This window comes from Ihubacter massiliensis (genome assembly GCF_024125305.1).
Taxonomy (GTDB): Bacteria; Bacillota; Clostridia; order Peptostreptococcales; family Anaerovoracaceae; genus Hominibacterium; species Hominibacterium faecale.
The window spans coordinates 2,776,089-2,799,792 of record NZ_JAMXVH010000001.1 but is presented as its reverse complement, the minus strand read 5'-3'; the positions used below and the strand labels follow the sequence as shown (position 1 = coordinate 2,799,792).

Here is a 23,704-nt window from a genome sequence, read left to right as displayed (position 1 = left end):
GAATTATGAAATCACAGATACATTTAATCAGGCATGGGATCACCGAGGGGAATCAAAGGCGGCTCTATTACGGCGCGTCGGATATTCCCCTGGCGGATGAAGGTGTTGCGGAGCTGAAAAAGCTGGTAAAAGAGGCAATCTATCCCCAGGCGGATGAAGGGGATTTTTATACCACCGGGCTCAAACGAACTGAGCAGACGCTGGCGCTCATTTATGGGGATCGGGAGCACGAGGTGATCCCGGAGCTGAAGGAAATGGGCTTTGGCGATTTTGAGATGAAAAGCTATGAGGACTTGAAGGAAGTGCCCGAATATGTGGGGTGGATCAGCGACAAAAGCGGCAGCGCGGCCAGTCCCGGCGGAGAGAGCATCGCCGGGTTTTCCATGAGAATCAAGGAAGGTCTGCGGATTCTCCATGGAAAACATCAGCTGAAGGAGCTGTCGGTCAGACACAGCGGAGGGGATGCCGTTTCGGTCATGGTCTGCCATGGCGGAACCATTGCTACGATTATGGATGTGTGTTTTCCCGGGCAAAGGGAGCATTTTTTTAAGTGGATCCCCGATCCTGGACATGGGTACACTCTGACCCTGGAAAAAAGCGAGATTGTAAGGTATGAAGCGTTTTAGGAGGATGTTATGGAAATTAAGAACAATATTGCTGAGTTGATCGGAAAAACGCCTCTGTTGAGGCTGAACCGCTATCAGAAGAAAACGGGCGCAGGCTCGGCTCTCATTGCCAAGCTGGAGTATTTTAATCCCGGCGGAAGCGCCAAAGACCGGGTGGGTTACAATATGATTCTGGAAGCAGAGCAGGAAGGGCGGCTGAAGCCGGGTGGGACGATTATTGAGCCCACCAGCGGAAATACCGGGGTGGGGATCGCGATGGTGGCTGCGGCCAGGGGCTATCGGGCCATTATGACCATGCCGGAAAGCATGAGCATGGAACGGCGCAATCTGCTCAAGGCGTATGGGGCGGAATTGGTTCTGACGGATGCAGCTCTGGGGATGCAGGGGGCTGTGGAAAAAGCTGAGGAGCTGAAAAAAGAGATTCCCGGCAGTATGATCGCCGGTCAATTCGTCAATCCGGCCAACTGGGAAATCCATTATAAAACCACGGGACCGGAGATTTGGAAAGACACCGATGGCAAGACAGACATCTTTGTATCTGCCGTGGGCACAGGCGGAACCATTACCGGCACAGGAAAATTTCTCAAGGAAAAGAATCCCCAGATCAAAGTGGTTGCCGTTGAGCCGGCCTCTTCGCCGCTGTTATCGGAGGGGAAGGCGGGTCCTCATAAAATCCAAGGCATCGGCGCCAATTTCGTGCCGCAGGTTCTGGATACCACCATCTACGATGAAATCATTACAGTGACCGATGAGGATGCCTTTGAAACGATGAAAGAGCTGGCTCTGACAGAAGGCCTCTTTGTGGGAATTTCTTCAGGAGCCGCATTAAAGGCAGGCTTGGTGTTGGCACAGAGGACTGAAAACGCAGGGAAAAACATCGTTATCCTTCTTCCTGACACAGGGGAACGATATTTGAGTTTGTTTGTATAGGGGGATGGTTTTTTGGATTGGGAATGTGCGGGTTAAAAAGTTTAGGGGATGAGAATGTGGGAAAAAAACAAAAAAATAATGTGAAATTTACGCAGTTTTCAACGGTCAGGCGCTTTCAAATTCGCCTGGAGGCTCCTTGGGCCGCCAAGTTGCCGGGATCAGGCCCCGCAACCCCACAACTTTGCGAAAAAAATGCAAAATTTCGCAGAAGTTTTCCGGGATCCGGCGCCTCGCTGACTTGAGGTGCTTTTTCTAGAACCCAGCTGCAAGCATAGGCCGCCCCGGCAGCCTATGCCCGTATTTCGTTCAACAATAATTCCAGCATTTCATCCGCCTCATCCTCTGTAAAAGGGTCCTCCAGCCTGGTTCCGCACTGGGGGCAGACGAGATCTTCTGTTTCAAATTCTGTGTAGCACGCAGGACAATATTTGATCATTTACAATCACTCCTCCTAATATATAAGTGTAGGATTCAAGCACCCAACAGCCAGTTGGAACTTTCCCATCTCATTGTTAAAGCTTTTCTGAAAAGAACCGGATTTAAAATCCAGGTCTCGCGTGTAGTTATTTAGATGGTATTTACTCTTTTACCACCAAACACTCTTTTCGATAGAAACATATACCATACTTCTTGATCTCTTGATATCCTTCGGCTCTTAATGCTGCCGCAAAATCCCGGTCCGCAATTTGTTTGAGCGCGGCATGACACAGTTCGTCCATCTTATGATATTCATCTGTCACTTTTAGTTCAAAAATTACGGCTGTTCCATCCCTGACAGTAGGTGTCTTCATGATCAAGTCTGGCCGCCCAGTGCCACTTTCCCGGTTGGAATAAACTCGATATTCTTTTGAAGTCTTGAGCAGCCCGGCCAGAAACCCATGGTAATAATTTTCTGTATAGTCGTAGAAACTAATCGTCTCCAGTAATAATCCGGAAAGGATACGGCCAAAGGTTTTGCAGTCGCCTGACTCGATTGCAGTAAAAAAAGTGGATAAATCAGTCTGTTGAACTTTTTCATCAAACCAAGCCAGAATCGTATCTTCGTAAATGGATATGATTTCTTCGTTTGGGATTGCCAATGTAAGATATATTTTTCTTCCATCCTTACGCTCATCTATTTTTTTCAAGTAGCCGGTAAAATACAAGAAATTCCAGAGATTATCCTTTGACTTATGTATTTCCCCATAAGTAATGTCTTCGTGTACTGGTTTTTCAATCGTATTGCCTGAAATTAGAGACTCAATCTCTGCTTTTGTCTCCAGGTCCGCATCATCAACTAGTTCCCGAATGATACTATTTGATGATGTGTTGGACCAATATGCCTTTGGAAAGGATTCATGGTCTATGGTGGCAGCCTGCACATAGTTGATAATGCTCCAGGGATTATAGATTTCTTGTTGACCAAATCGATAGCCATCATACCAGCTTTGCACTTCCGGATATTTATCCTCTAGTTCATAATAGGTAAGCATCCGTTTTACCTCATTCTCCGTGAATCCAAAAGCGTCTGTATAGCCAGGGCTTAAGATGGAGTGTATTGCCAAATTATTTAAGCCAGTAAAAATGCTTTCCCTGCTTATGCGCAGGCATCCGGTAATCACTGCGAATTCCAGGTGAGGGTTCGTCTTCAGAGCAGACTCAAATAGGGAGCGAATAAATGTAATCATCTCTTCATAGAAACCTGAAGCCCATGCGTTTTCTAACGGAACGTCATATTCATCGATCAGGATGATTACATTCTCGCTATGGTACTTTGAGAGACAAGCGGATAAAAATTTAAGGGAATCAATATAAAGCGCCGGATCTTTTCCCAAGCCCATGATTCCTTGATATTGATCCTTTTCTTTTTCCGTTAGCTTTTGGCAGCTCAGTACATAACGATGCCGATCATATTCCGCCGCAATTTCTCTTTTTAACATGGTGTATGCTAAACTATAATTTGGTTGCTTTGCAGATTTAAGGGATAGGTTTATGACTGGGTATTGCTGTTGATGGGACAAATAGGTTTGCCCGCAGGAGCTGATTTTAAGACCTTCAAATAGGTTCCTATTATCTATTTTCTCTCCATCCTCGTCCATTTCAAATTCAAAAAAACGGCGAAGCATACTAAGGTTCAATGTTTTTCCAAATCGTCTGGGTCGTGTGAACAGGTTCACCTTATCAGTACGGTCCAACAGTTCCTTAATCATGTGACTTTTATCTACATAATAATATCCTTTTTCAATCAACTCCCGAAAATCTTCGTAGCCTATTACAATTTGCTTTTTTTCCACTGTGCGACCCTCCTGTCCACATTATATGTCATCCAGTAAGCCCAGGTCCTCTTTCCATTGCAGGACCCGGAGAACCGACTGATCGATTTGCTCCATTGAAATTTTGCCGCTTTTCACTGCCTGGCAGACGGCAGGGATCTGCTCCTTATAGTCAGCCGTACAAAGAAGATCGTTGCCGGCGTTCACCGCAGCCACGGCAATATTATCTCCGCCGCAATATCCCTGTACGCCTTCCATGCTCAGATCATCGGTCAGGATCACCTTATCAAAAGCCAATTCCTTTCTCAGGATGTTATGCACGTTTTGGGACAGGGATGCCGGTTTGTCCGCGTCCATACATGAGACAATGTTATGGCTCATGAGTACGCAGGGGGCTCCGGCGGCGATTCCCGCCTCAAAAGGCAAAAAATCCCCGGAGACAAAGGCTTCATAGGAACGATGGTCCACAGCAATTCCTGTATGGGTATCCGCGTTTCCGCCATACCCTGGAAAATGTTTCAGAGCAGAGCCTATTTTTTTAGCATTCATCTCCTCGACCACCGCCGACACATAATCGGCAGTCTTACCTTTGTCCTGGCCCAATGTGCGGGGATAGATGAAGTCCTCCTTATCCTCGGTCATATCGCATACCGGAGCCAGGTTCACGTTAATCCCCAGAGAAAGCAGCAGGTCTGATTTTTCCCTGGCATCTGCGCGGAGCCCTTCCAATCCGCCTCTTTGATAGATATCTCCCGGCGCATCAAAGGGGGCTGGCCTATAAGCCGGAAACTTGCTCACCCTCACCACCGTTCCACCTTCTTCATCCACGGCCATCAGCATGGGGATCGCAGACGCTTTCTGATAAGAAGCGATCGCCTCCTTGGCTGAATCCCAGTCACGGCTTTTGAAAAAGTCCGCGAAAAAAAGGTAGCCGCCCGGATGGTAAGCGGCAATGTCATCCTTGCTGGCCGTACTGCTTGAAACGCAGACAAGGAACATCTGACCCACCTTTTCTTCCAGCGTCATTGATTTTAAAATTTTTGCGGCGCTGCTTTGCTGTTCCGCGGGAACAGAATCATCAGAAGCAGCCCCCAGCATTCCGGGAACCAAAAAAAGCCCCGCTCCTGCCAAGATAACAAAAGCAGCAACTGCTATTATTCGTTTTCTCACCAAATACCCACCTCTCTTAGATGAGTTTATTTTAACACAAATGACCTGGCAAGAACAGGCCTGAGCTTTTTTATCAAAAGACAAGCTGCGACAATTTTCAGCCCGTCACCGGGGAGGAAAGGGATGACGCAGGCGGCAAGGGAGACAAAAAGTCCTGAACCGCTGGACACCATAAACCAAATGGTTCCCAGCAAATAACAGGATGCCAGGCCGACGAGCATGGCGCCTGCCAGGGTCAGGAAAGAATCCTTTTTTTTCGCCAGGTGGATGACAGCTCCCGCCAAAAAAGCTGCGGCTGCATAGCCGATGATGTATCCGCCTGTGGGACCGGCGAGAATCCCCACGCCTCCTGTAAAATTATGAAAAACAGGGACGCCGGCAGCGCCGAGAACGATATAGACCAGCTGACTGATGGTGCCATATTTGTATCCCAGCAGTCCGCCTGCCAGAAAAACGGCCAGTGTGGCCAAATTGACAGGCACTGGTGTGAACGGCAGGGGAATCGAAATAAAGGAACAAACCGCGGTTAAAGCGGCAAAGAGCGCGCAGAGCATCAAGTTGGCTGTTTTCGAGTATTTTTCCATGTATGATTCCTCACATTCGAATGGAGATTTCCCCGGTAGACAGGGTTTCCCGCTCTCCGGAGGAATAGAGAACTTCCAGCCCTCCATTTTGGTCGATATTAAGAACCCGCGCCTGCTTTCCGGACGTTTTCGGGGAATACCCCCCTTTATAGACGGTAACGGTCTTTCCGATGACCATGGAATGGATCTTGTAGTCATCGATAAAGGAGCGATCCTCCATATGATCCATAAGGGGCAGGAGCTGGTTGAGCACTTCTGCTGCCAGCTGGTTTTTCGAAAAGGCCCCTTCTAAAGCACCTGCAATTTCCAGCAAATCCTCAGGAAACTCCTTGGTGCTGCAGTTGATGCCGATGCCGACAATCAAATATTCGATCTGTCCTGTTTCAAAGCCAGTGATCGCCTCGGTCAGAATGCCGCATATTTTTTTTCCGTTGACATAAATATCGTTAACCCATTTGATTTGGGGAGCAAGGCCGCAGACTTTTTCAATGGCTCTCACGACGGCAACGGAAGCGGCTGTGGTGATGAGGACCGATTTGCTCATATCAAAGAGCGGCTTTAAGAGGACGCTCATATAGATGCCAGTGTTTGCAGGTGAAATAAAGGTGCGGCCCAGCCGCCCTTTGCCGCTGCTCTGATGAAAAGCAAGAACTGCGGTACCGTGGGCCGCGCCGTCGACAGCCAGTTTTTTCGCCACATTGTTGGTAGAATCCACAGTCTTAAATACATGCAGCGGCAGATCCCTATAAGGAGGCGCCAGATGGGCGGCGATGCCCTGGGCGGAAAGCATGTCGCTGCTGGCGGACAGGCTGTACCCTCTGTTGGTTACTGCTTCGATATCATAACCTTCTTCCCGAAGCGCTTTTATGGCTTTGTGCACCGCTGCCCGGGAGACTCCGATTTCTTCTGCCAGAGCTTCTCCGGAAAGGCAGTTTCCTTTGTTTTCTTCCAGTGCTTTTAGAACGTATTCTTTCACGGTCATGGGCGATTTCCTCCAGTTCTGCCCCGGATTGATTTGGGGCGGCCGCGTGCGCCAAATTAGCTTTAATGCAACAGCCTCTTTGCGCTCGCTGCTAAAGTTACTGTGCCATACAAATCGTCAGGCCGCTTCCCCGTCCCAGCCTGCATCTTACAGTTTAAAGGAAGCCGATGAGGATGTCAACTGTGGACCTTGTTGGATTCAACCAAGCCTGAGGATCACTGAAAGTCAAGGCTACAGCTTGTACAAGGGATGCCCAAGGTCTGCGTAGAAGCTGCTCCGCGGCCAAAGACAATTCCTGAATTGTCTGACTTTAATAATTATTCACTGTAAAGGGATAATGTTTTAACGCAATAATATAAGAAAACAACAAGTTTGCTATAGACCTGCCGGTAATTTGCGCAAATTAAAAACATACAAATACAAAGGATTCTTAAAAAAACAGTAGAAAAAAATCGGCTTTTTTATTATACTATACTTACCAATGACTGAAAAAGCAGTCGCAGCGAAAAGGCTGAGGCCTTTGGATAATGAGGCTGGAAAAGGAAAAAATGATCGAAAATGTTGTACAAATTGGTTATGAATATTTATTTATAATAATTTGTAAAAATTAAAACGGACATTAGATTGGAGAAAAACTATGGCAATCGTAATTGATGGACAAAATTTGACGGTTGATGAAGTGATCCGCGTAGCGCGAAAAGGAGAACCGGTAGAGCTTTCCCTGGAGGCCAGGGCAGCGGTAAAAAAGGCCCGGGACTACGTGGACAAAAAATTGGAAGAGGGGGCGGTGATCTACGGCCTGACCACTGGTTTCGGAAAGTTTTCCGATACCTTGATTTCAAAAGAAGAGACCGCCGATTTGCAGAGAAATCTCATTATCAGCCATACTTGCGCAATGGGAGATATGCTGCCCAAAGAAGCAGTGCGGGCCGTAATGCTGCTGCGCTGCAACGCCCTTGCAAGGGGTAACTCGGGGATTCGGCCTCAGACCTTGGATACGCTTCTTTCCATGCTCAATCAAGGCGTTCATCCGCAGATTCCGGAAAAAGGTTCGCTGGGCGCCAGCGGAGACCTTGCGCCATTGTCCCACATGGTGCTGACTTTGATCGGCGAGGGCCAGGCGGAATACCAGGGACAGATTCTGCCCAGCAGAGAAGCGATGAAACTGGCGGGCATACAGCCGGTAGAGCTGGCAGCCAAGGAAGGTCTGGCTTTAATCAATGGCACCCAGGTGATGACCGCCATTGGAATCAACGTCCTTTGGGATGCGCAAAACCTTGCCAGAACAGCTGATATTACCGCTGCAATGACAGCGGAAGCCCTGAGGGGAATTAAAAAAGCATATGATCCTAAGGTGCATCAGGTAAGGGGACACCAGGGCCAGCAGGATTCGGCGGCTAACTTGCTTTTGCTCCTTGAAGGCAGCCGCAACGCAAAGGTCGTGAATCCCAACAAGGTTCAGGATCCTTACTCACTGCGATGCGTGCCTCAAATCCACGGTGCATCCCGCGACGCCATCGAGTACGTATACGAAGCAGTGACCAGAGAGATCAATGCGGTTACTGACAATCCGCTGATTTTCCCCGATGAGGACGAGGTTATATCAGGAGGAAACTTCCACGGACAGCCCATGGCCCTCGCCTTTGATTTTCTGAAAATGGCCATATCGGAATTTGCCAGCGTTTCCGAACGGCGCAGCGAACGCTTGATCAATCCCCAGCTGTCTGAAGGGCTGGCACCCTTCTTGACCAAGCATGGCGGCGTATGCTCCGGGTTCATGATCGCTCAGTATGCAGCAGCGTCCATGGTTTCCGAAAATAAAATATACGCCCATCCCGCATGCGTGGATTCGATCCCTTCCTCAGGCAATCAGGAGGACCACGTGAGTATGGGCACCACTGCCGCAAGGACGGCGGCCATGATACTGGACAATGCACAGAAGGTGCTTGGGATCGAACTCTTCGCCGCTTCCCAGGGCATCTGGCTGAGGGGCGAGCGGGGGATTGCCGGCCTGGCCCCGGCCACAAGAAGCGTTTACGATCACATACGAAAAACAGTCGATCCTGTGGACCGGGATGTGATCATGCACGATGAGCTGGTCAAATTCGATGAAATGATCAAGAAGAATGAAATCGCAGAAGCGGCGGAACGGATAACCGGGCCGTTGAGATAAGATAGGAGGAAATTATGTTGGATAATAAAACCATTGCAGGTGCAATGACGATCAAACTGGACAATACCTTGCCCGAATATCCCGAATTTGAAGAGGGAAGGCGAAGAGCGCCGGACAGAGGTTTTCGCCTGACCGAGCAGCAGGCCAGGCTGGCGCTGAAAAACGCCCTTCGTTACGTGCCCGAAGAGCTCCATGAAACCCTGGCGCCGGAATTCATGGAGGAGCTGGTGACCTACGGCAGAATTTACGCCTATCGCTACCGGCCTCAGGGACGAATTTACGGAAAGCCCATCCATGAATACAAAGGAAACTGTTTGGAAGGAAAAGCCTTTCAGGTGATGATTGACAATAACCTGGACTTTGAAATCGCATTGTATCCCTATGAGCTGGTTACTTACGGTGAAACCGGACAGCCATGTCAGAATTGGCTCCAATACCGATTGATTAAAAAGTATCTGGAGGAACTGACGGAAAACCAGACTCTGGTGGTGGAATCGGGACATCCGCTGGGACTGTTCCCTTCAAAGCCCACGGCGCCCCGGGTCATACTCACCAACTCCCTGATGGTGGGTATGTTTGATAATCTGGACGACTGGGAGATTGCCGAAGAGATGGGCGTGGCTAATTATGGGCAAATGACAGCCGGAGGCTGGATGTACATTGGCCCCCAGGGCATCGTTCACGGCACCTTCAACACCATCCTCAACGCAGGGCGAAAATATCTGGGGGTCCCGGAACAAGGCGATTTGACCGGCCATCTATTCGTATCATCTGGTCTGGGCGGCATGAGCGGCGCTCAGCCTAAAGCAGCCAACATTGCCAGGGCCGTGGGCATCTTCGCCGAAGTGGATCGCTCCAGGATTCAGACCCGCTATGACCAGGGCTGGGTGGATGTGATTCTGGATGATCTTTCCCAAGTTTTCCAGCTGGCCGCAGAAAAGCTGGCAGCCAAAGAAAGCATCTCCATCGCCTATCACGGCAATATTGTCGATCTGCTGGAAGCCGCTGTTGAAAAAAACTTCAAAATAGATCTTCTCTCCGACCAGACTTCCTGTCATAATGTTTATAACGGCGGATACTGTCCCGCAGGGCTGACTTTTGAAGAGAGAACCCAATTGCTCCATGAGGACAGACAGGCTTTCTGCGGAAAAGTAGATGCATCGCTCCACAGACATTTCCGCGCAATCAAGGCTCTGACCCAAAAAGGCACGTATTTCTTTGACTACGGAAACTCCTTCATGAAAGCCATCTATGATTCCGGCGTAAAGGAAATCTCCAAGAACGGACACGATGAAAAGGATGGGTTTATCTGGCCGTCCTATGTGGAAGATATCATGGGCCCCATGCTCTTCGACTACGGATACGGACCGTTCCGGTGGGTGTGCCTGTCGGGAAAACCGGAGGACTTGGATGCCACCGACCAAGCGGCCATGGACTGCATCGACCCCAATAGACGGTTCCAGGATCGGGACAACTGGGTTTGGATCCGCGATGCCAAAGCCAATAAGCTGGTGGTTGGAACCCAGGCCAGGATCCTCTATCAGGACGCGGAAGGAAGGACCAGGATTGCCCTTCGTTTCAATCAGTTGGTGCGGGAAGGAAAAATTGGACCGGTCATGCTGGGCAGAGACCATCACGATGTAAGCGGCACAGACTCCCCGTTCCGGGAAACGGCCAACATTAAAGACGGGAGCAACGTCATGGCGGATATGGCAGTCCAGTGCTTTGCCGGAAATGCGGCCAGGGGAATGAGCCTGTGCGCGCTCCATAACGGCGGCGGCGTAGGAATCGGCAAGGCCATTAACGGCGGATTCGGCCTGGTTCTGGACGGCAGCGAGCGCGTGGATGAAATCATCCGTTCGGCGATGATGTGGGATGTCATGGGCGGCGTTGCCAGGAGAAACTGGGCCAGAAACCAGCACGCTCTGGAAACATCCGTCGCATACAACGAAAATTATGGCGGCAGCGGCCATATCACCATCCCCTATATCGCTGATGATCAGCTGGTGAACGGAGTTGTGAAGAAATATGTATAGTATTTTTATCAATTCGACAATTTTAGAAATCGCTCTCGGCAGCGCCGTAGCAATTGGTCGGCGTGCTATACTATTTTTACCATGAAGTACGGCGCTGCCACCACTTTTTGGTTTACCGTAATGAAGATGGGAAATTTTTGGTGGAATTCGTGTAAATTTTATGGGCTGGCGGGCCACATCAAACACACCGATCCAGGCAAAAGAGACAATTAGGAGACATTTATGAGCAAACTATTGATAAAAAATATCGGGCGGCTGCAAACCCCTCTGGGGAGCTGCAGCCATTACGGAGCAAAGCAGGGTGAGAACCAAAAGCTGGATCAGGCGGCAGTCTTGATTGAAGACGACCGGATCAAGGAGATTACATCAAATGGGACCCTGCCCCAGGAAGAGGCGGATGTGGTCATCGATGCCCAGGGCAATCTGGTAACCCCCGGCCTGGTGGAAGGCCACACCCATCTGGTGTTCGGCGGATACCGCCAGGCAGAGATACCACTCAAGCTGAAGGGGGCTGGGTATCTGGATATCCTCCGCGCCGGAGGCGGAATACTCGATACGGTTCAGAAAACCAGAGAAGCTTCCAAAGACGAACTGTATCAAAAGAGCAGAGGATTTTTGGATGAGATGCTGAGCCTGGGCGTGACCACTTGCGAAGCCAAGAGCGGCTACGGCCTGGATCTGGATACGGAAGTCAAGATGCTCCAGGTGATCCGGGAGCTGAATGACTCCCATCCGGTGGACTTAGTTGCCACCTTCATGGGAGCCCATGCGGTGCCTCCGGAATATGAAGGACGGGGCGATGCCTATATCGACCTTTTGTGCAGGGAAATGATTCCTTATGTAAAGGAACACGGCCTGGCCGAATTCTGCGATGTGTTCTGCGAGGATTCGGTCTTTGACGTAAAGCAGAGCCGCAGGTATCTAAGGTGCGCCCGGGAGAACGGACTGGGCCTGAAAATCCATGCCGATGAAATCGAAGAGATCGGCGGCTCCCAGCTGGCCGGACAGATGGAAGCCATTTCTGCCGAGCATTTGATCGCCATCGGGGAAAAAGGAATGGAAGCCATGGCCGCGGCAAAGACGACAGCCATGCTCCTGCCCGCTACCTCTTTTTACCTGGGAAAAAGCTATGCGCCGGCCAGAGAGCTGATCCAAAGAGAAATTCCAGTAGCCATCGCCTCCGACTTTAACCCGGGTTCCTGTCCGTCCCTCAACCTTCAGCTGGCAATGAATCTGGGATACTTGAGATACAAGATGACACCGGAGGAGATTCTGACAGCAGTGACCATCAATCCGGCCTGCGCCATCGGGAGGGGCAGTCAGGTGGGAACCCTGGAAGCGGGCAAACAGGCCGACCTGGTTATTTGGGATGCGCCTGACATGGAAATGCTCTGCTACCGCTTCGGTTCCAACATGGCCCTGCAAGTAATTAAAAAAGGAGAATTGGTATGATGAAATTAATCGACTTAAAAGTCAGCGAATATCTGGATGTACTCAAATCGGACGCACCGGCGCCGGGAGGCGGATCGGTCAGCGCCCTTGCCGGAGCCCAGGCAGTGGGCCTGTTCATGATGGTCGCCGATTTGACCATCGGCAAAGAAAAATACGCTAAGTACCAGGATGTCTGCCAGACGGCCAAACGCAGAGGCAGTGAGCTGTATCGAGAGCTGACCGCTGCCATTGACAAGGATACGGATGCTTTTAACCTGGTTTCCAACGCCTTCAAAATGCCCAAAACTACGCCGGAAGAAAAAGCGGCCAGAAGCAAGGCCATTGCCGATGCAACCCTGGCGGCCACCGAAGTGCCTTACAATGTCATGCAATATGCGTATGAGGGTATGATGCTGGCAAAAACCATGGTGGGCAGATCCAACCCCAACGCGGCCAGCGACCTGGGTGTTTCCATCCTAAACCTGATGGCGGCGATCAAGGGAGCCTGGCTCAACGTAAAAATCAATCTGCCGGGGGTCAAGGACGAGGATAAGGCGGCAGCCTTCGAAAAGGGCGGACAAACGATCTACGACGATGCCCAGACCATGGCAAGAGAGCTGTATGATGAAATTTTAAACCAGTTATAAAAAGGAGAGGAAAACAATGGCAAAGATTATCGAAAGCGTACCAAACATCAGCGAAGGAAGAGACCAGGCAGTCATCGAAGCGTGTGTGGACCAGATCCGCAGCACACCGGGATGCACCCTGCTGGATTATTCATCCGATCCCAGCCATAACCGCAGCGTCATAACCTATATGGGAAGCCCCCAGGCGTGTGAAGAGGCCAGCGTCAAACTGGCGAAAAAAGCAGTGGAACTGATCGATCTGACCAAACACACCGGTGAACACCCACGCATGGGATGCGTTGACGTGATGCCCTTCATCCCCATAAAAGAGGCAACGATGGAGGAGTGCGTGGCTCTTTCTCAGAAAGTGGGAAAACGGATTGCTGAAGAGGCGGATCTTCCAGTATTTTTATATGAGCGGTCAGCTGCCGCGCCCCACAGGGAGAATCTGGCCAAGGTCCGCAAAGGACAGTTCGAGGGCATGGCCGATAAGGTCAAGGACCCGGATTGGATCCCGGATTTCGGCGGCCAGAGGATTCATCCCACCGGCGGAGCCGTTTGCGTAGGAGCAAGGCCGCCGCTCATCGCCTACAACATCAATCTGGGAACCGATAATCTGGAAATTGCCAGCAGAATCGCCAAGATCATCCGCAAATCCGGCGGTGGTCTGGATTGTGTAAAGGCCATGGGCGTAATGCTGGAGGACAGAAACATCGCCCAGGTATCCATCAACATGACCGATTTCACAGTGACCCCCCTGTATCGGGTCAATGAACTGGTCAAAGCGGAAGCGGCCCGCTATGGCGTCGCTGTTATTGGAACGGAGCTGATCGGACTCACTCCAATGCAGGCTCTTTTCGACGCGGCCGAATATTATTTACAGATTGAGGACTTTAAACCGGACGTACAGGTTATTGAAAACCATTTGTTGTGATATAGTAGTAAAAGAACCTGCTCTGCCATGACGGAGCGGAGCCGTCCCTGATATCTGAAAGGCGAAATGAGGTTTGTTATGGAACTAAACGCCAGCGATCCAAAAAAAGTTGTACTGCAGGGAAATGAAGCCTGCGCAAAGGGAGCTCTCTATGCGGGATGCCGGTTTTTTGCCGGCTACCCCATCACCCCTTCCACAGAAATTATAGAACTGATGTCCTCAGAAATGCAGAAGGCAGGAGGGGCCTTCATTCAGATGGAGGATGAAATCGGATCCGCATGCGCAATCATTGGCGCCAGATGGGGCGGCAAAAAAGCCATGACCGCGACTTCCGGTCCGGGATATACCTTGATGCAGGAGGCCATCGGCTATGCGGCTGTGACCGAGACGCCCATTGTGATCGTCAACGTACAGCGGGGAGGACCCTCCACCGGACAGCCCACCTTATCCTCCCAGGAGGATGTTTATCAGGCCAGATACGGCAGCCATGGGGACTATGGCATCATCGCCCTTTCCCCTTCTTCTGTGCAGGAAATGTACGATTTTACTGTGCGGGCTTTTGAACTGGCGGAACAGTTCCGCACTCCCGTTATCCTACTGTCCGATGAAGTGGTCGGGCACATGAGAGAAAAGATTACCATTCACGACGGCTCAAAGAATATTAAGACCGGAAAAGGAACCTACGTGGTTTCGCCCCACGCTGATTTTTTCCAAGGGCAGAACTCTCTGGTTGAAGGCCAGCTCCACGATGAATGGGGACGCAGGATCGGCCACGTGGCTGAGAAGAGCGGACAATTCATCCGCAATATTAATAAAAAAATACAGGACAACGCTGATCGAATCGCCGATATCCGAACTTACTGTATGGAGGACGCCGATATCGCCATCGTCGCCTATGGATCGGTAGCGCGGCCGGCGGCCGATGCGGTTAAATTGGCCAGGGGAATTAAGGATGAGCGCATCCTGCCTAAGCTGCGGGTATTTAGAGATTTGGTCAAACGGGGTGTGCCGGCCACCATGCGTACTGATTACAGTCATCTTAAGGTGGGGCTGGTCAAAGTCAACACTTTGTGGCCGTTCCCGGAAGAAGAGCTGAAGCGGGCGGCCCGAAACACGGAACTGGTCATCGTGCCGGAAATGAATGTGGGTAAGTATTGCCAGGAAGTGGAACGGGCTTTAAAAGATAAGCATGTCATATCCATGCCCAAGAGCGGCGGCGACATTCATACGCCCCATGAAATTTTAGATGAAATTTTAAAGGAGGCGGGGGTCCATGAATAAGTTGTATAAAAAGTATATTAAAACCGAATTGCTGCCCACCCTTTTTTGCCCCGGCTGCGGCAATGGCATCATCCAGTATGCAGCCATCGATGCCATTGACAAGCTGGGAATCAAGGAGGAAGTGGCCTGTGTCAGCGGAATCGGCTGCTCATCCTGGATTCCCTGCTATTATAAGCTGGATGTCATGCATACCATGCACGGCAGGGCCCTGGCCTTTGCCCAGGGGCTCAAACTGGCCCAGCCGGACAAAAAAATTCTCGTGTTCACCGGCGACGGGGACTGCCTGGCCATCGGCGGCAATCATTTACTCCATGCGTCAGCCAGGAATATCGATTTGACCGTGGTTATGGCCAATAACTATATCTATGGCATGACCGGCGGCCAGAAATCCCCCTCCACACCCAAAGGCTCCATCACCAAAACGACGCCTTTCGGCAGCATCGACGAGCCCATCGACGGCTGCAAGCTGGCAATGACCATGGGCGCCAGTTACGTAGCCAGGTGGACCACCGCCCATCCGGTGCAGCTGGCTAAAGCGATCCGCGAGGGAATGGAACACTGCGGATTTTCCTTCATCGAGGTTCTCTGCCAATGTCCGGTGCAGGCCGGAAAGGGCGTTTATGGAGAGAAAGAGCCGGCCAAAATCTTGAAATATTATAGAGAAAAAACCGATTCATATAAAGAAGGAAAGGAAATCGCAGAGGGGAAGATCCCCATCGGCACACTGAAATATGATAAAAACGCTGAGGAGTACATACAGAAGGTGAACAAGAAGCTGATCTCCCAGGGTATAAAGAGAGGATAGAGCCATGGCTATGATCACAGTGGATAAGGCTTGCTGCAAAGGATGCGATATTTGCCTGACAGTATGCCCCAAGAAAATTTTTATCCATTCTAAGAAGCGGAACAATTACGGCACCAATATGCCGGATATTTTGGGAGCGGAAAACTGCATCCTTTGCCGGATGTGCGAGCGGCTCTGCCCGGATGGAGCGATCAATGTGGAAGAGGAGGCGGATACATGAGACTCAATGTGCGATTTGCAGGAGCGGGAGGTCAGGGAGTCATCCTTTCGTCGGTACTGCTGGCCAAGGCCTACGGACTTGGAGAGGATTACAATATTTCCCAGACCCAAAGCTACGGGCCAGAAGCAAGAGGCGGCGCCTGCAAGGCGGAAGTGGTGATATCGGATGAAAATATTGATTACATGAAAGTTGACCGGGCGGATGTGTTCATCGCTTTTAATCAAATGGGATTCGACCGTTATATTGGCACGGTCAAACCGGATGCTATCGTATTGATCAACAGCACCCTGGTGGATGCAGACAATCCATCCTATTACCGAGTCCGTGCTACGCAAATTGCTGAGGAAATGGGAAAACCGTTTGTCATCAACATGGTTATGCTGGGTGCTCTCACCAAATTACTCCCCAAGCTGCATTATCCAACTGTGGAGGAAGAGATTATGAATAATTTCGCAGCCAGTATCGCGGGGATGAATTTGGTGGCCTACGGGAGGGGCTACCAGGAAATGAAACTGGAACTCCTGCGGAGAGGTGAGCTGGAAGGAGCTATGCGAGGAGAATGAATTTGAAAGAAATATCAATTATAGACATTGAAGATATAAAAATTGGAAGCGCAGAGGACCGGGAAAATGCCACTGGATGCACTGTGATCTTATGTGAGAAGGGAGCGCCGGCAGGAATCGACGTGCGGGGCGGCGGCCCGGCCAGCAGGGAATCCGAGCTGCTTAACCCGGTTGCTGCCGCCGATAAGATCCATGCCATACTGCTCAGCGGAGGCAGCGCCTTTGGATTGGATGCGGCAGGGGGCGTCATGGAATACCTGGAGCAAAAGAATGTGGGCGTGGACACAGGCGTTGCCAAGGTGCCTCTGGTCTGCTGTTCCTGTCTCTTTGATCTGCAGCTGGTAAGCAAACGGGTTCGCCCCGATAAGGCGATGGCATACAGAGCCTGCAGCGGCAGTTATCAGGATGGCAACTACGGCGCGGGTACCGGCGCTACAGTCGGCAAATACAAAGGCACGGAATTTATGATGAAGAGCGGGATCGGCAGCTATGCGGTGCAGCTGGGTGAGTTGAAGATCGGAGCCATTGTGGCAGTCAACGCCCTGGGGGATATCTTTGATTACCGGACTGGACAGCAGATCGCGGGCCTGCTCAACCAGGAGAAAGACGGCTACCTTTCTACGGAAGAAGAAATGTATAAGCAGTGCGGTCAAGTGAAAGATCTCTTCACCGGCAACACCACCATCGGCGCTGTGATCACCAACGCCAGGTTCAACAAAGGGCAGATGAACAAAATTGCGGCCATGGCACAGAATGGATACGCCAGAGCCATTCGGCCGGTCCACACGGAAGCGGATGGCGATACCATCTACGCTTTGTCAACAGGCGATGTGACGGCGGATATTAACGGGGTGGGAACTCTGGCAGCCCAGGTGACTGCGGAGGCCATTAAAAGGGCCGTCTTTGCGGCAGACCCCGCCTATGGACTTCCGGCGGCAAAGGATCTGTTGAAAGAAAGAGACGCAAATCGTTGACCAAATCGGCGGCGTGTGTTACAATGCCTTTTGGTAACAAAAAAGAATTGAGGTGAAAAGATGCGTAATTTTTCTTGCTAACATTAGAATGCATAATGAGACAGTGCTTGTTTTGTTATGCCTGTAAGCAGGAAAGTTACCATCTGAACGCATTTTCATAATATGCGCGGAACGCCAATGTTAAGGTGTGCCGCCTCTCTGTGTCTGCCCGCCCATTCGGCGGCGCTGCATGGCTGTTATGATCTGCAGGAATTGACTTTCCTGCGGATTTTTTGCATACAGGAGGTGGTGCAGCATGTCACTGATCAATCTTTCAAACTTAACGTTTGCCTACGAAGGCAGCGATGATACGATCTTTCATCAGGTATCCCTGCGCATGGACAGCACATGGAAGCTGGGACTTGTGGGAAGAAATGGGAAGGGAAAAACGACCCTTCTCAAACTGCTGATGGGAGAATACCCGTACAGCGGAACGATTTCGTCGGATGGAAATTTTGCTTACTTTCCGATGGAGATCAAGGAGGACACTTGGATGGCCATGGAACTGATTCCGGAAGGCGTGCCGTTATGGAAAGTTCAGCGGGAGCTTTCCCTCATGGGAACGGAAGAGGAACTGCTTTACCGGCCGATTCAGACCTTGTCCGGAGGCGAAAAAACCCGGGTTATGCTGGCGGTGCTCTTCGCGCGGGAAAATTGTTTTCTCTTAATTGACGAGCCGACGGACCATTTGGATATTCAAGCCCGGAGGCAGGTGGGCGCATATTTGAATAAAAAACAGGGCTTCATTCTCGTCTCCCATGATCGGACCTTACTGGACGCTTGTACGGACCATATTCTTGCCATTAATCGGGCAACGATTGAGATTCAAAAAGGGAATTTTTCGTCCTGGTATGAGAACCGTCAAAAGCGGGATGCCTATGAGCGGGATGAGCATAAGAAGCAGGTGCGTGAGATTAATAAATTGGAAAAGGCTGCCCGCCAAACGGCCGGATGGTCGGACAAAATTGAGAAAACGAAAAAAGGGCACAAAGTATCTGGATTAAAGCCGGATAAAGGCTATATTGGGCATCAGGCCGCTAAGATGATGAAGCGCTCGAAAGCTGCTGAAAGCAGAAAAGACAAAGCGATTCAGAAAAAGAAAACCCTACTTATAGATGTGGAAAAAATCTTTTCTCTCAAACTGGAACCGTTGCAATATCATACTCAAAGCCTAATAACGATGAATGATCTGGCCATATACTACCAGGACCAGCCGGTGTGCGGTCCAGTAACAGCACAGATCTGTCAGGGAGAGCGAATTCTTTTGACAGGGCCCAACGGCAGCGGAAAAACCAGTATCCTCAAGCTGATCACAGGGGAACCCCTGGATTATACCGGGGAACTGCACATTGGCAGCAGGCTGATGATATCCTATGTTCCTCAGGAAACCGGGTTGCTGACAGGAACTCTGAGGGAATATGCCCGCATGTGGAAAATCGACGAAAGCCGGTTTAAGGCCATTCTCAACAAGATGGATTTTTCCAAAGAACAGTTTGACAAACCCATGGAAGTGTTCAGCCGGGGGCAAAAGAAAAAAGTCATGCTGGCCAGAAGCTTATGCCAGAGCGCTCATCTGTATATCTGGGATGAACCCTTTAATTATATCGATCTCTTTTCCAGAATGCAGATCGAAGAATTGATTCTGGCCGCGCAGCCGACCATGCTGCTGGTAGAACACGATCTGGCCTTTATTGAAAAAGCGGCCACAGGAACCATAGCGCTGGGACGCTAATCAGTTTAGACGGCAGCAAAAAAGATCCGGAAGGCAGCCGCCATGCCGGATCTTTTTTTATATAAAACCCCTTAGTTTTTTATTTTAATCAGCTTGAACAGCTGGATGACCGGAATATTGATAAAGGCCAGCCCGTATACGGTGAACAGCTGGGGCAGTGCCAGTGTCTGAACCTTAAAGATTTCATGCAGCCCCGGAATGGTCAATACTGCGGTGATGAGTATGAGACCGATGAAAAAGGCGGCGATGAGATAAACGTTATTGAATACCTTGGAGGTAAAGACCACCGGTTTGTTGGATTTGCAGTTAAACCCATGAAACAATCTGGCTGTGCATAAAGTACCGAAAGCCATGGTGCTGCCCAGCAATGCGCTGCCCTCACCGGCAGCAGTAAATACACCGTGGAAGCCGATCAGAAAGGCGATCATTGTGGTAATGCCAATGGAGAGTCCGCCGGCGCCGATTCTAGTCAGGAAGGATTTGGTCAGAATCGATTCGTTGGAAGGCCGCGGCTTTTCCTTCATCAAATCCTTGGTATGAGGTTCCAGCCCCAGAGCGATCGCCGGAAGGCTATCGGTCAGCAGATTGATGAACAGCAGATGGACCGGTGCAAAGGGTACCGGCAGCGCTGCGATGGAAGCATACAAAACTGCCAAAATCGCCCCAAAATTGCCGGACAACAGGAACTGAATCGAATGTTTGATATTCTGATAAATGTTCCGGCCGTTTTCCACTGCTTTCACAATGGTGGCAAAATTATCATCGGTCAGGACCATGGAAGCCGCATCCTTGGAAACTTCGCTGCCCGTAATGCCCATGGCAACGCCGATATCGGCCTGCTTGAGCGCCGGAGCGTCGTTGACACCGTCTCCGGTCATGGCTACAATGTTGCCCTTCTCCTGCCAGGCACGGACTATGCGGATTTTGTGCTCAGGCGAAACCCGTGCATAAACAGAAATTTTCTCGACATAGCTCTTCAGCTCTTCGTCGGACATATGGTCGATGGAAGCCCCCTCGCAAGCTTCGGAATCATCTTTCAAAATGCCGATCCGCTTTGCAATGGCAGCAGCCGTTATCTTGTGGTCCCCTGTAATCATCACTGGTTTGATACCGGCGTCAATACATTCTGCTACGGCAGCCATGGATTCTTCCCGCGGCGGATCCATCATCGCAATCAAGCCTAGGAAGGTAAGGTCTGTTTCATCCTCAGTCCCCGGCTCAAAGTTTTCCGCCACTTCTTTATATGCGAAGGCCAGCACCCGCAGGCCGTTTCGTGAAAATTCCATATTCTGTTCTTCGATCGCACTGCGGTCCTGGTCAGTAACACTCCGGCTCTTGCCATGCTCTTGAATATGGGAAATCCGTTTGAGCAGAACGTCTACGGCTCCCTTGGTAACCATGAGTGATTTACCTTCTAATTGATGGCATGTGGACATCAGCTTGCGGTCGCTGTCAAAGGGAATTTCGCTGAAGCGGGGGGAATCCGACCGTATGGCCGCATAATCTTTTCCCACCTTGCAAGCAATATGAATGAGCGCGGTCTCCGTCGGATCGCCGATTTCTTTCTCTTCATCTATCGTGGAGTCATTGCAGAGCACGCTGTGAACAAGAAGCTGCATCTGCGCCGGATCGTCGGTATCGATTTCCGCTGCCGGAATCCGCCGGCCTTCCACGTAATAATCTTCCACAGTCATTTTATTCTGGGTCAAAGTTCCTGTTTTATCCGAACAGATGACCGAAACGCTGCCCAGCCCTTCCACGGCTTGCAGCTTTCGTATTATGGCATGTTCTTTGGCCATCTTTTGCGTGCCAAAGGATAAGACGATGGTAACGATGGAGCTGAGGGCTTCCGGTATGGCGGCTACAGCCAGAGCAACCGCAAAGAGAAAGGCGTTTCCAGCCGATTCTCCCCGATAAACGCTGAGGCCGAACAGGATTCCGCAAAAGATCAGAATTAAAATCGAAAGCTTTTTCCCGAAATTATCCAGATTGATTTGAAGCGGGGTCTTTTTCTCTGATGTGGTCTTGAGCAGAGTGGCAATTTTGCCCACCTCGGTCTCCATACCAATTGAAGTGACAAGGAAGGAGCCTCGGCCGTAAGTGACAAAGCTGCCAGAATAAACCATGTTGATCCGGTCTCCCAATGCCGCTTCTTTCTCGATTGGCGCGAGATCTTTTTCCACGCCCAGGCTCTCCCCTGTCAGGGCACTTTCATCTATTTTCAGGCCTGCGTTTTCCAGCAATCTTCCATCAGCCGGTACGAAATCACCGGCTTCCAGAAAAATCTGATCGCCTACCGTGACTTCACGGGAGGGAATTTGGACCACGCGTCCGCCCCGGAGAACCTTGGCTTCCGGCGCGGACATGGCCTTTAACGCAGTGAGCGATTGCTCAGCCTTTACGGTCTGAACGGTTCCCAAAATTGCGTTTATGGTAATTACGACCAGAATAACCAGCGCACTTTCCAGATCGTTGAGGGCTCCGGAAATAATGGCCGCCGCAATCAGGATGATGACCAGAAAATCTTTAAATTGCTCCAGAAAAATACGAAGAATTGATTTTTTCTTTTCTTCCGCCAGTTCGTTGGGTCCGAATTTTTCAACATTGGCCTGAACCTGGCTGTCGCTCAGCGGCTCTGCCGTTCCGTTGACAGCCTCCCGGACCTGCTGGCCTGTCATTTTATAATAGTCTTGCATATAAATTCCTTTCTCCACCTTATTTTGCAGATCTTGCAGGGAATATATACAATCAAAAAAGACTTTTACTGCATATAAACCATGCAATAAAAGTCTTGCTGTTTCATTACGAACCGGATAAGGCGATGGCCTCATCGGGATTGACGATGTCGTAAACGCCTGACGGCGCCGGCTACTCCCTTTTATTTCTATATTCATCTTATCGGCTCGGGCTGTTTTTGTCAACCAATAATTAAAAAATTTGCCAAAAAAGCTGTACAAAAGAGATGCCCAGCTTGACCCCATAAAAGATAATGACTGCTCCGCAGATCAAATTGATCACTCTCAGGACTTTGGGCGTAATCTTGGCGCTGAAACAGGTGATGACAGTGGATAAACCTAAGAACCAGCAGCATGAAGCACAGGCCACACCAATTATAAACGCAGCTGATTGGTCAGAGGGGAGGGTAGCTTTGAAGGCTCCAAGCATCATACTTCCATCAATCAGGGCTTGTGGATTGAACCAGGTAACGACGCAGGCCGCTGTAATGACTTTTGGTATGGGGATATCCACATCCCGTCCTTTTTCCATAGAATCTTTACTTCTGAGCAGACTGATTCCAATGTAAATAACGATGATGCTGCCGATCAGAAGGACGATCAGGGACAGCAGGCGGGAATGCTGCATGATAGCGCCTACTCCAAAAAAACAGGCTAGGGCTAATGTAATATCGAAGAAAATGACGATGAAAGCCGTTATGTATGTACGGCTTCTTGTTTGCGTCAAGGCCGTATTGATGACGAAAAGATTTTGCAGGCCAATGGGGGCTACATAGGCCAGTCCCATTGTCAGGCCCTGTAAAAAATAAATCATATGAAGTCTCCTGTGTTGTTTTTGCTGCGGGGCGGTTGCGGTTTGAGGATAGGGTGTGGGGGTTCGGGAAAAAAGCGAAAAGAGATTTCACTTTTTTTAAAAAATTTACCCAAAACTTAATTCCGGCAAGTTATGGGTTGACCAAATAATTCCTTTTTCCAAAAAAGTAAAACACCCTGGGGGGACCAAGGTGTTTTACAAGTGTGTATTGTGTGTATTCAATAAAAGAAGGAAAGTTCGCATAGAAACAATGTTTCTATGTCCCTATCTACATTTTCAATTATAGCCATGTTTTGTGATGGGATTATGAAGAAATTCAAAAAATATTAATTTTATTTAAGAATTTGTTACTTTTTGTCGATTTTTTATGGTGCTTCGTATTTCCACACGATTTTATCGCCGTCTTTCACTTCGTATTCTGAGATTTCCTTGGTTATTTTTTTCTTTCCGTTCATTTCACAAACCCACTGGCTTGTGCCGTCTGCATTCACATCATTGATGGAAGTCACATAAGGGGCATCTGCATCGGAGGTGTTAACCTCGATATTGACACCCTCCTGGTTGGAATAGGACTCTAGAATCTGCATTACGGTAGCATCCTCCTGAATCTGCATACTATAGTCTATCAAGTTCTCCTTTTGTTGGCTTTCCGGATAAAGAATACTCATGGTCACGTTGATCGTATTGACATCACTTCCGTCATCGGAAGGATCGCCGCCGCATGAGGATAAGGACAGGATCAAAAGAAAAGCAAGCGCCAGCGCTGTCATTTTTTTTGTATTAACATGTTTCATAGG

General features: G+C 49.9%; 21 protein-coding genes. 13 read left to right on the top strand and 8 right to left on the bottom strand.

The annotated features are described in order from the left end of the window. The first annotated feature begins 5 nt into the window (after positions 1-5). Both NIA71_RS13000 and cysK read left to right on the top strand, forming a co-directional pair. Positions 6-626, top strand: a complete 621-nt coding sequence (locus NIA71_RS13000) for a histidine phosphatase family protein (protein WP_253020609.1) — start codon at positions 6-8, stop codon at positions 624-626. A 9-nt stretch (positions 627-635) separates the two neighbouring features. Next, positions 636-1,556, top strand: coding sequence for a cysteine synthase A (cysK, locus tag NIA71_RS12995; RefSeq protein ID WP_253020608.1), 921 nt, complete (start codon positions 636-638; stop codon positions 1,554-1,556). Between the two features lie 289 nt (positions 1,557-1,845). On the opposite strand, the gene NIA71_RS12990 is transcribed toward cysK, so the two are convergent. From NIA71_RS12990 to NIA71_RS12970, 5 genes are all read right to left on the bottom strand, one after another. Continuing rightward, complete coding sequence (locus NIA71_RS12990; RefSeq protein WP_253020607.1) at positions 1,846-1,992, bottom strand: hypothetical protein; 147 nt, start codon at positions 1,990-1,992, stop codon at positions 1,846-1,848. Between the two features lie 142 nt (positions 1,993-2,134). Then, positions 2,135-3,829, bottom strand: coding sequence for an AAA family ATPase (locus NIA71_RS12985; protein ID WP_253020606.1), 1,695 nt, complete (start codon positions 3,827-3,829; stop codon positions 2,135-2,137). Positions 3,830-3,850: 21 nt separating this feature from the next. Continuing rightward, positions 3,851-4,978 (bottom strand): glycoside hydrolase family 3 N-terminal domain-containing protein, encoded by a 1,128-nt coding sequence (locus NIA71_RS12980; protein WP_253020605.1) that lies wholly within the window; start codon positions 4,976-4,978, stop codon positions 3,851-3,853. 26 nt (positions 4,979-5,004) lie between these two features. Next, positions 5,005-5,562, bottom strand: coding sequence for a biotin transporter BioY (locus NIA71_RS12975; RefSeq protein ID WP_148398327.1), 558 nt, complete (start codon positions 5,560-5,562; stop codon positions 5,005-5,007). A gap of 10 nt (positions 5,563-5,572) precedes the next feature. After that, positions 5,573-6,544: a biotin--[acetyl-CoA-carboxylase] ligase gene (locus NIA71_RS12970; RefSeq protein ID WP_253020604.1), complete on the bottom strand. Its 972-nt coding sequence runs from the start codon at positions 6,542-6,544 to the stop codon at positions 5,573-5,575. 637 nt (positions 6,545-7,181) lie between these two features. Here NIA71_RS12970 and hutH point away from each other — a divergent pair. From hutH to abc-f, 11 genes are all read left to right on the top strand, one after another. Further along, positions 7,182-8,717, top strand: coding sequence for a histidine ammonia-lyase (hutH, locus tag NIA71_RS12965; RefSeq protein WP_253020603.1), 1,536 nt, complete (start codon positions 7,182-7,184; stop codon positions 8,715-8,717). A gap of 14 nt (positions 8,718-8,731) precedes the next feature. Next, positions 8,732-10,753 (top strand): urocanate hydratase, encoded by a 2,022-nt coding sequence (locus NIA71_RS12960; protein WP_148398332.1) that lies wholly within the window; start codon positions 8,732-8,734, stop codon positions 10,751-10,753. Positions 10,754-10,975: 222 nt separating this feature from the next. Further along, a complete protein-coding gene (gene hutI, locus NIA71_RS12955; protein ID WP_148398334.1) occupies positions 10,976-12,205 on the top strand; it encodes an imidazolonepropionase in 1,230 nt (409 codons plus the stop codon). Further along, positions 12,202-12,831 carry a cyclodeaminase/cyclohydrolase family protein gene (locus tag NIA71_RS12950; protein WP_253020602.1) on the top strand — a complete coding sequence of 210 codons (630 nt, stop codon included), beginning with the start codon at positions 12,202-12,204 and terminating at the stop codon, positions 12,829-12,831. Before hutI ends, NIA71_RS12950 begins: the two co-directional genes overlap by 4 nt. Before the next feature lie 16 nt (positions 12,832-12,847). Next, positions 12,848-13,744 carry a glutamate formimidoyltransferase gene (gene ftcD / locus NIA71_RS12945; protein ID WP_148398338.1) on the top strand — a complete coding sequence of 299 codons (897 nt, stop codon included), beginning with the start codon at positions 12,848-12,850 and terminating at the stop codon, positions 13,742-13,744. A gap of 78 nt (positions 13,745-13,822) precedes the next feature. Then, a complete protein-coding gene (locus NIA71_RS12940; protein ID WP_148398340.1) occupies positions 13,823-15,025 on the top strand; it encodes a 2-oxoacid:acceptor oxidoreductase subunit alpha in 1,203 nt (400 codons plus the stop codon). Then, a complete protein-coding gene (locus NIA71_RS12935) occupies positions 15,018-15,830 on the top strand; it encodes a thiamine pyrophosphate-dependent enzyme (protein ID WP_148398342.1) in 813 nt (270 codons plus the stop codon). The genes NIA71_RS12940 and NIA71_RS12935 overlap by 8 nt, the downstream gene beginning before the upstream one ends. 4 nt (positions 15,831-15,834) lie before the next feature. Then, complete coding sequence (locus NIA71_RS12930) at positions 15,835-16,050, top strand: 4Fe-4S dicluster domain-containing protein (RefSeq protein WP_148398344.1); 216 nt, start codon at positions 15,835-15,837, stop codon at positions 16,048-16,050. Next, entirely contained in the window at positions 16,047-16,613 is a 567-nt protein-coding gene (locus tag NIA71_RS12925; protein WP_148398346.1) for a 2-oxoacid:acceptor oxidoreductase family protein, read from the top strand. The genes NIA71_RS12930 and NIA71_RS12925 overlap by 4 nt, the downstream gene beginning before the upstream one ends. A 2-nt stretch (positions 16,614-16,615) precedes the next feature. Next, a complete protein-coding gene (locus tag NIA71_RS12920; RefSeq protein ID WP_253020601.1) occupies positions 16,616-17,587 on the top strand; it encodes a P1 family peptidase in 972 nt (323 codons plus the stop codon). Positions 17,588-17,882: 295 nt separating this feature from the next. Next, positions 17,883-19,358 carry a ribosomal protection-like ABC-F family protein gene (gene abc-f / locus NIA71_RS12915; RefSeq protein WP_253020600.1) on the top strand — a complete coding sequence of 492 codons (1,476 nt, stop codon included), beginning with the start codon at positions 17,883-17,885 and terminating at the stop codon, positions 19,356-19,358. A gap of 71 nt (positions 19,359-19,429) precedes the next feature. On the opposite strand, the gene NIA71_RS12910 is transcribed toward abc-f, so the two are convergent. From NIA71_RS12910 to NIA71_RS12900, 3 genes are all read right to left on the bottom strand, one after another. Next, positions 19,430-22,054: a cation-translocating P-type ATPase gene (locus NIA71_RS12910; protein ID WP_253020599.1), complete on the bottom strand. Its 2,625-nt coding sequence runs from the start codon at positions 22,052-22,054 to the stop codon at positions 19,430-19,432. 232 nt (positions 22,055-22,286) lie between these two features. Then, positions 22,287-22,907: a LysE/ArgO family amino acid transporter gene (locus NIA71_RS12905; protein WP_253020598.1), complete on the bottom strand. Its 621-nt coding sequence runs from the start codon at positions 22,905-22,907 to the stop codon at positions 22,287-22,289. A gap of 365 nt (positions 22,908-23,272) precedes the next feature. Next, positions 23,273-23,701, bottom strand: coding sequence for a DUF4430 domain-containing protein (locus NIA71_RS12900; RefSeq protein WP_148398766.1), 429 nt, complete (start codon positions 23,699-23,701; stop codon positions 23,273-23,275). Positions 23,702-23,704 lie beyond the last annotated feature (3 nt).

What these genes read in the sequence shown, in the direction of transcription:
- cysK (WP_253020608.1), top strand. Translation starts at nt 636, where the DNA reads ATGGAAATTAAGAACAATATTGCTGAGTTGATCGGAAAAACGCCTCTG.
- NIA71_RS12905 (WP_253020598.1), bottom strand. Translation starts at nt 22,907, where the DNA reads ATGATTTATTTTTTACAGGGCCTGACAATGGGACTGGCCTATGTAGCC.
- hutI (WP_148398334.1), top strand. Translation starts at nt 10,976, where the DNA reads ATGAGCAAACTATTGATAAAAAATATCGGGCGGCTGCAAACCCCTCTG.
- hutH (WP_253020603.1), top strand. Translation starts at nt 7,182, where the DNA reads ATGGCAATCGTAATTGATGGACAAAATTTGACGGTTGATGAAGTGATC.
- NIA71_RS12935 (WP_148398342.1), top strand. Translation starts at nt 15,018, where the DNA reads ATGAATAAGTTGTATAAAAAGTATATTAAAACCGAATTGCTGCCCACC.
- NIA71_RS12940 (WP_148398340.1), top strand. Translation starts at nt 13,823, where the DNA reads ATGGAACTAAACGCCAGCGATCCAAAAAAAGTTGTACTGCAGGGAAAT.
- NIA71_RS12930 (WP_148398344.1), top strand. Translation starts at nt 15,835, where the DNA reads ATGGCTATGATCACAGTGGATAAGGCTTGCTGCAAAGGATGCGATATT.
- NIA71_RS12950 (WP_253020602.1), top strand. Translation starts at nt 12,202, where the DNA reads ATGATGAAATTAATCGACTTAAAAGTCAGCGAATATCTGGATGTACTC.
- NIA71_RS12990 (WP_253020607.1), bottom strand. Translation starts at nt 1,992, where the DNA reads ATGATCAAATATTGTCCTGCGTGCTACACAGAATTTGAAACAGAAGAT.
- abc-f (WP_253020600.1), top strand. Translation starts at nt 17,883, where the DNA reads ATGTCACTGATCAATCTTTCAAACTTAACGTTTGCCTACGAAGGCAGC.
- NIA71_RS12925 (WP_148398346.1), top strand. Translation starts at nt 16,047, where the DNA reads ATGAGACTCAATGTGCGATTTGCAGGAGCGGGAGGTCAGGGAGTCATC.
- ftcD (WP_148398338.1), top strand. Translation starts at nt 12,848, where the DNA reads ATGGCAAAGATTATCGAAAGCGTACCAAACATCAGCGAAGGAAGAGAC.
- NIA71_RS12970 (WP_253020604.1), bottom strand. Translation starts at nt 6,544, where the DNA reads ATGACCGTGAAAGAATACGTTCTAAAAGCACTGGAAGAAAACAAAGGA.
- NIA71_RS12910 (WP_253020599.1), bottom strand. Translation starts at nt 22,054, where the DNA reads ATGCAAGACTATTATAAAATGACAGGCCAGCAGGTCCGGGAGGCTGTC.
- NIA71_RS13000 (WP_253020609.1), top strand. Translation starts at nt 6, where the DNA reads ATGAAATCACAGATACATTTAATCAGGCATGGGATCACCGAGGGGAAT.
- NIA71_RS12960 (WP_148398332.1), top strand. Translation starts at nt 8,732, where the DNA reads ATGTTGGATAATAAAACCATTGCAGGTGCAATGACGATCAAACTGGAC.
- NIA71_RS12900 (WP_148398766.1), bottom strand. Translation starts at nt 23,701, where the DNA reads ATGAAACATGTTAATACAAAAAAAATGACAGCGCTGGCGCTTGCTTTT.
- NIA71_RS12975 (WP_148398327.1), bottom strand. Translation starts at nt 5,562, where the DNA reads ATGGAAAAATACTCGAAAACAGCCAACTTGATGCTCTGCGCGCTCTTT.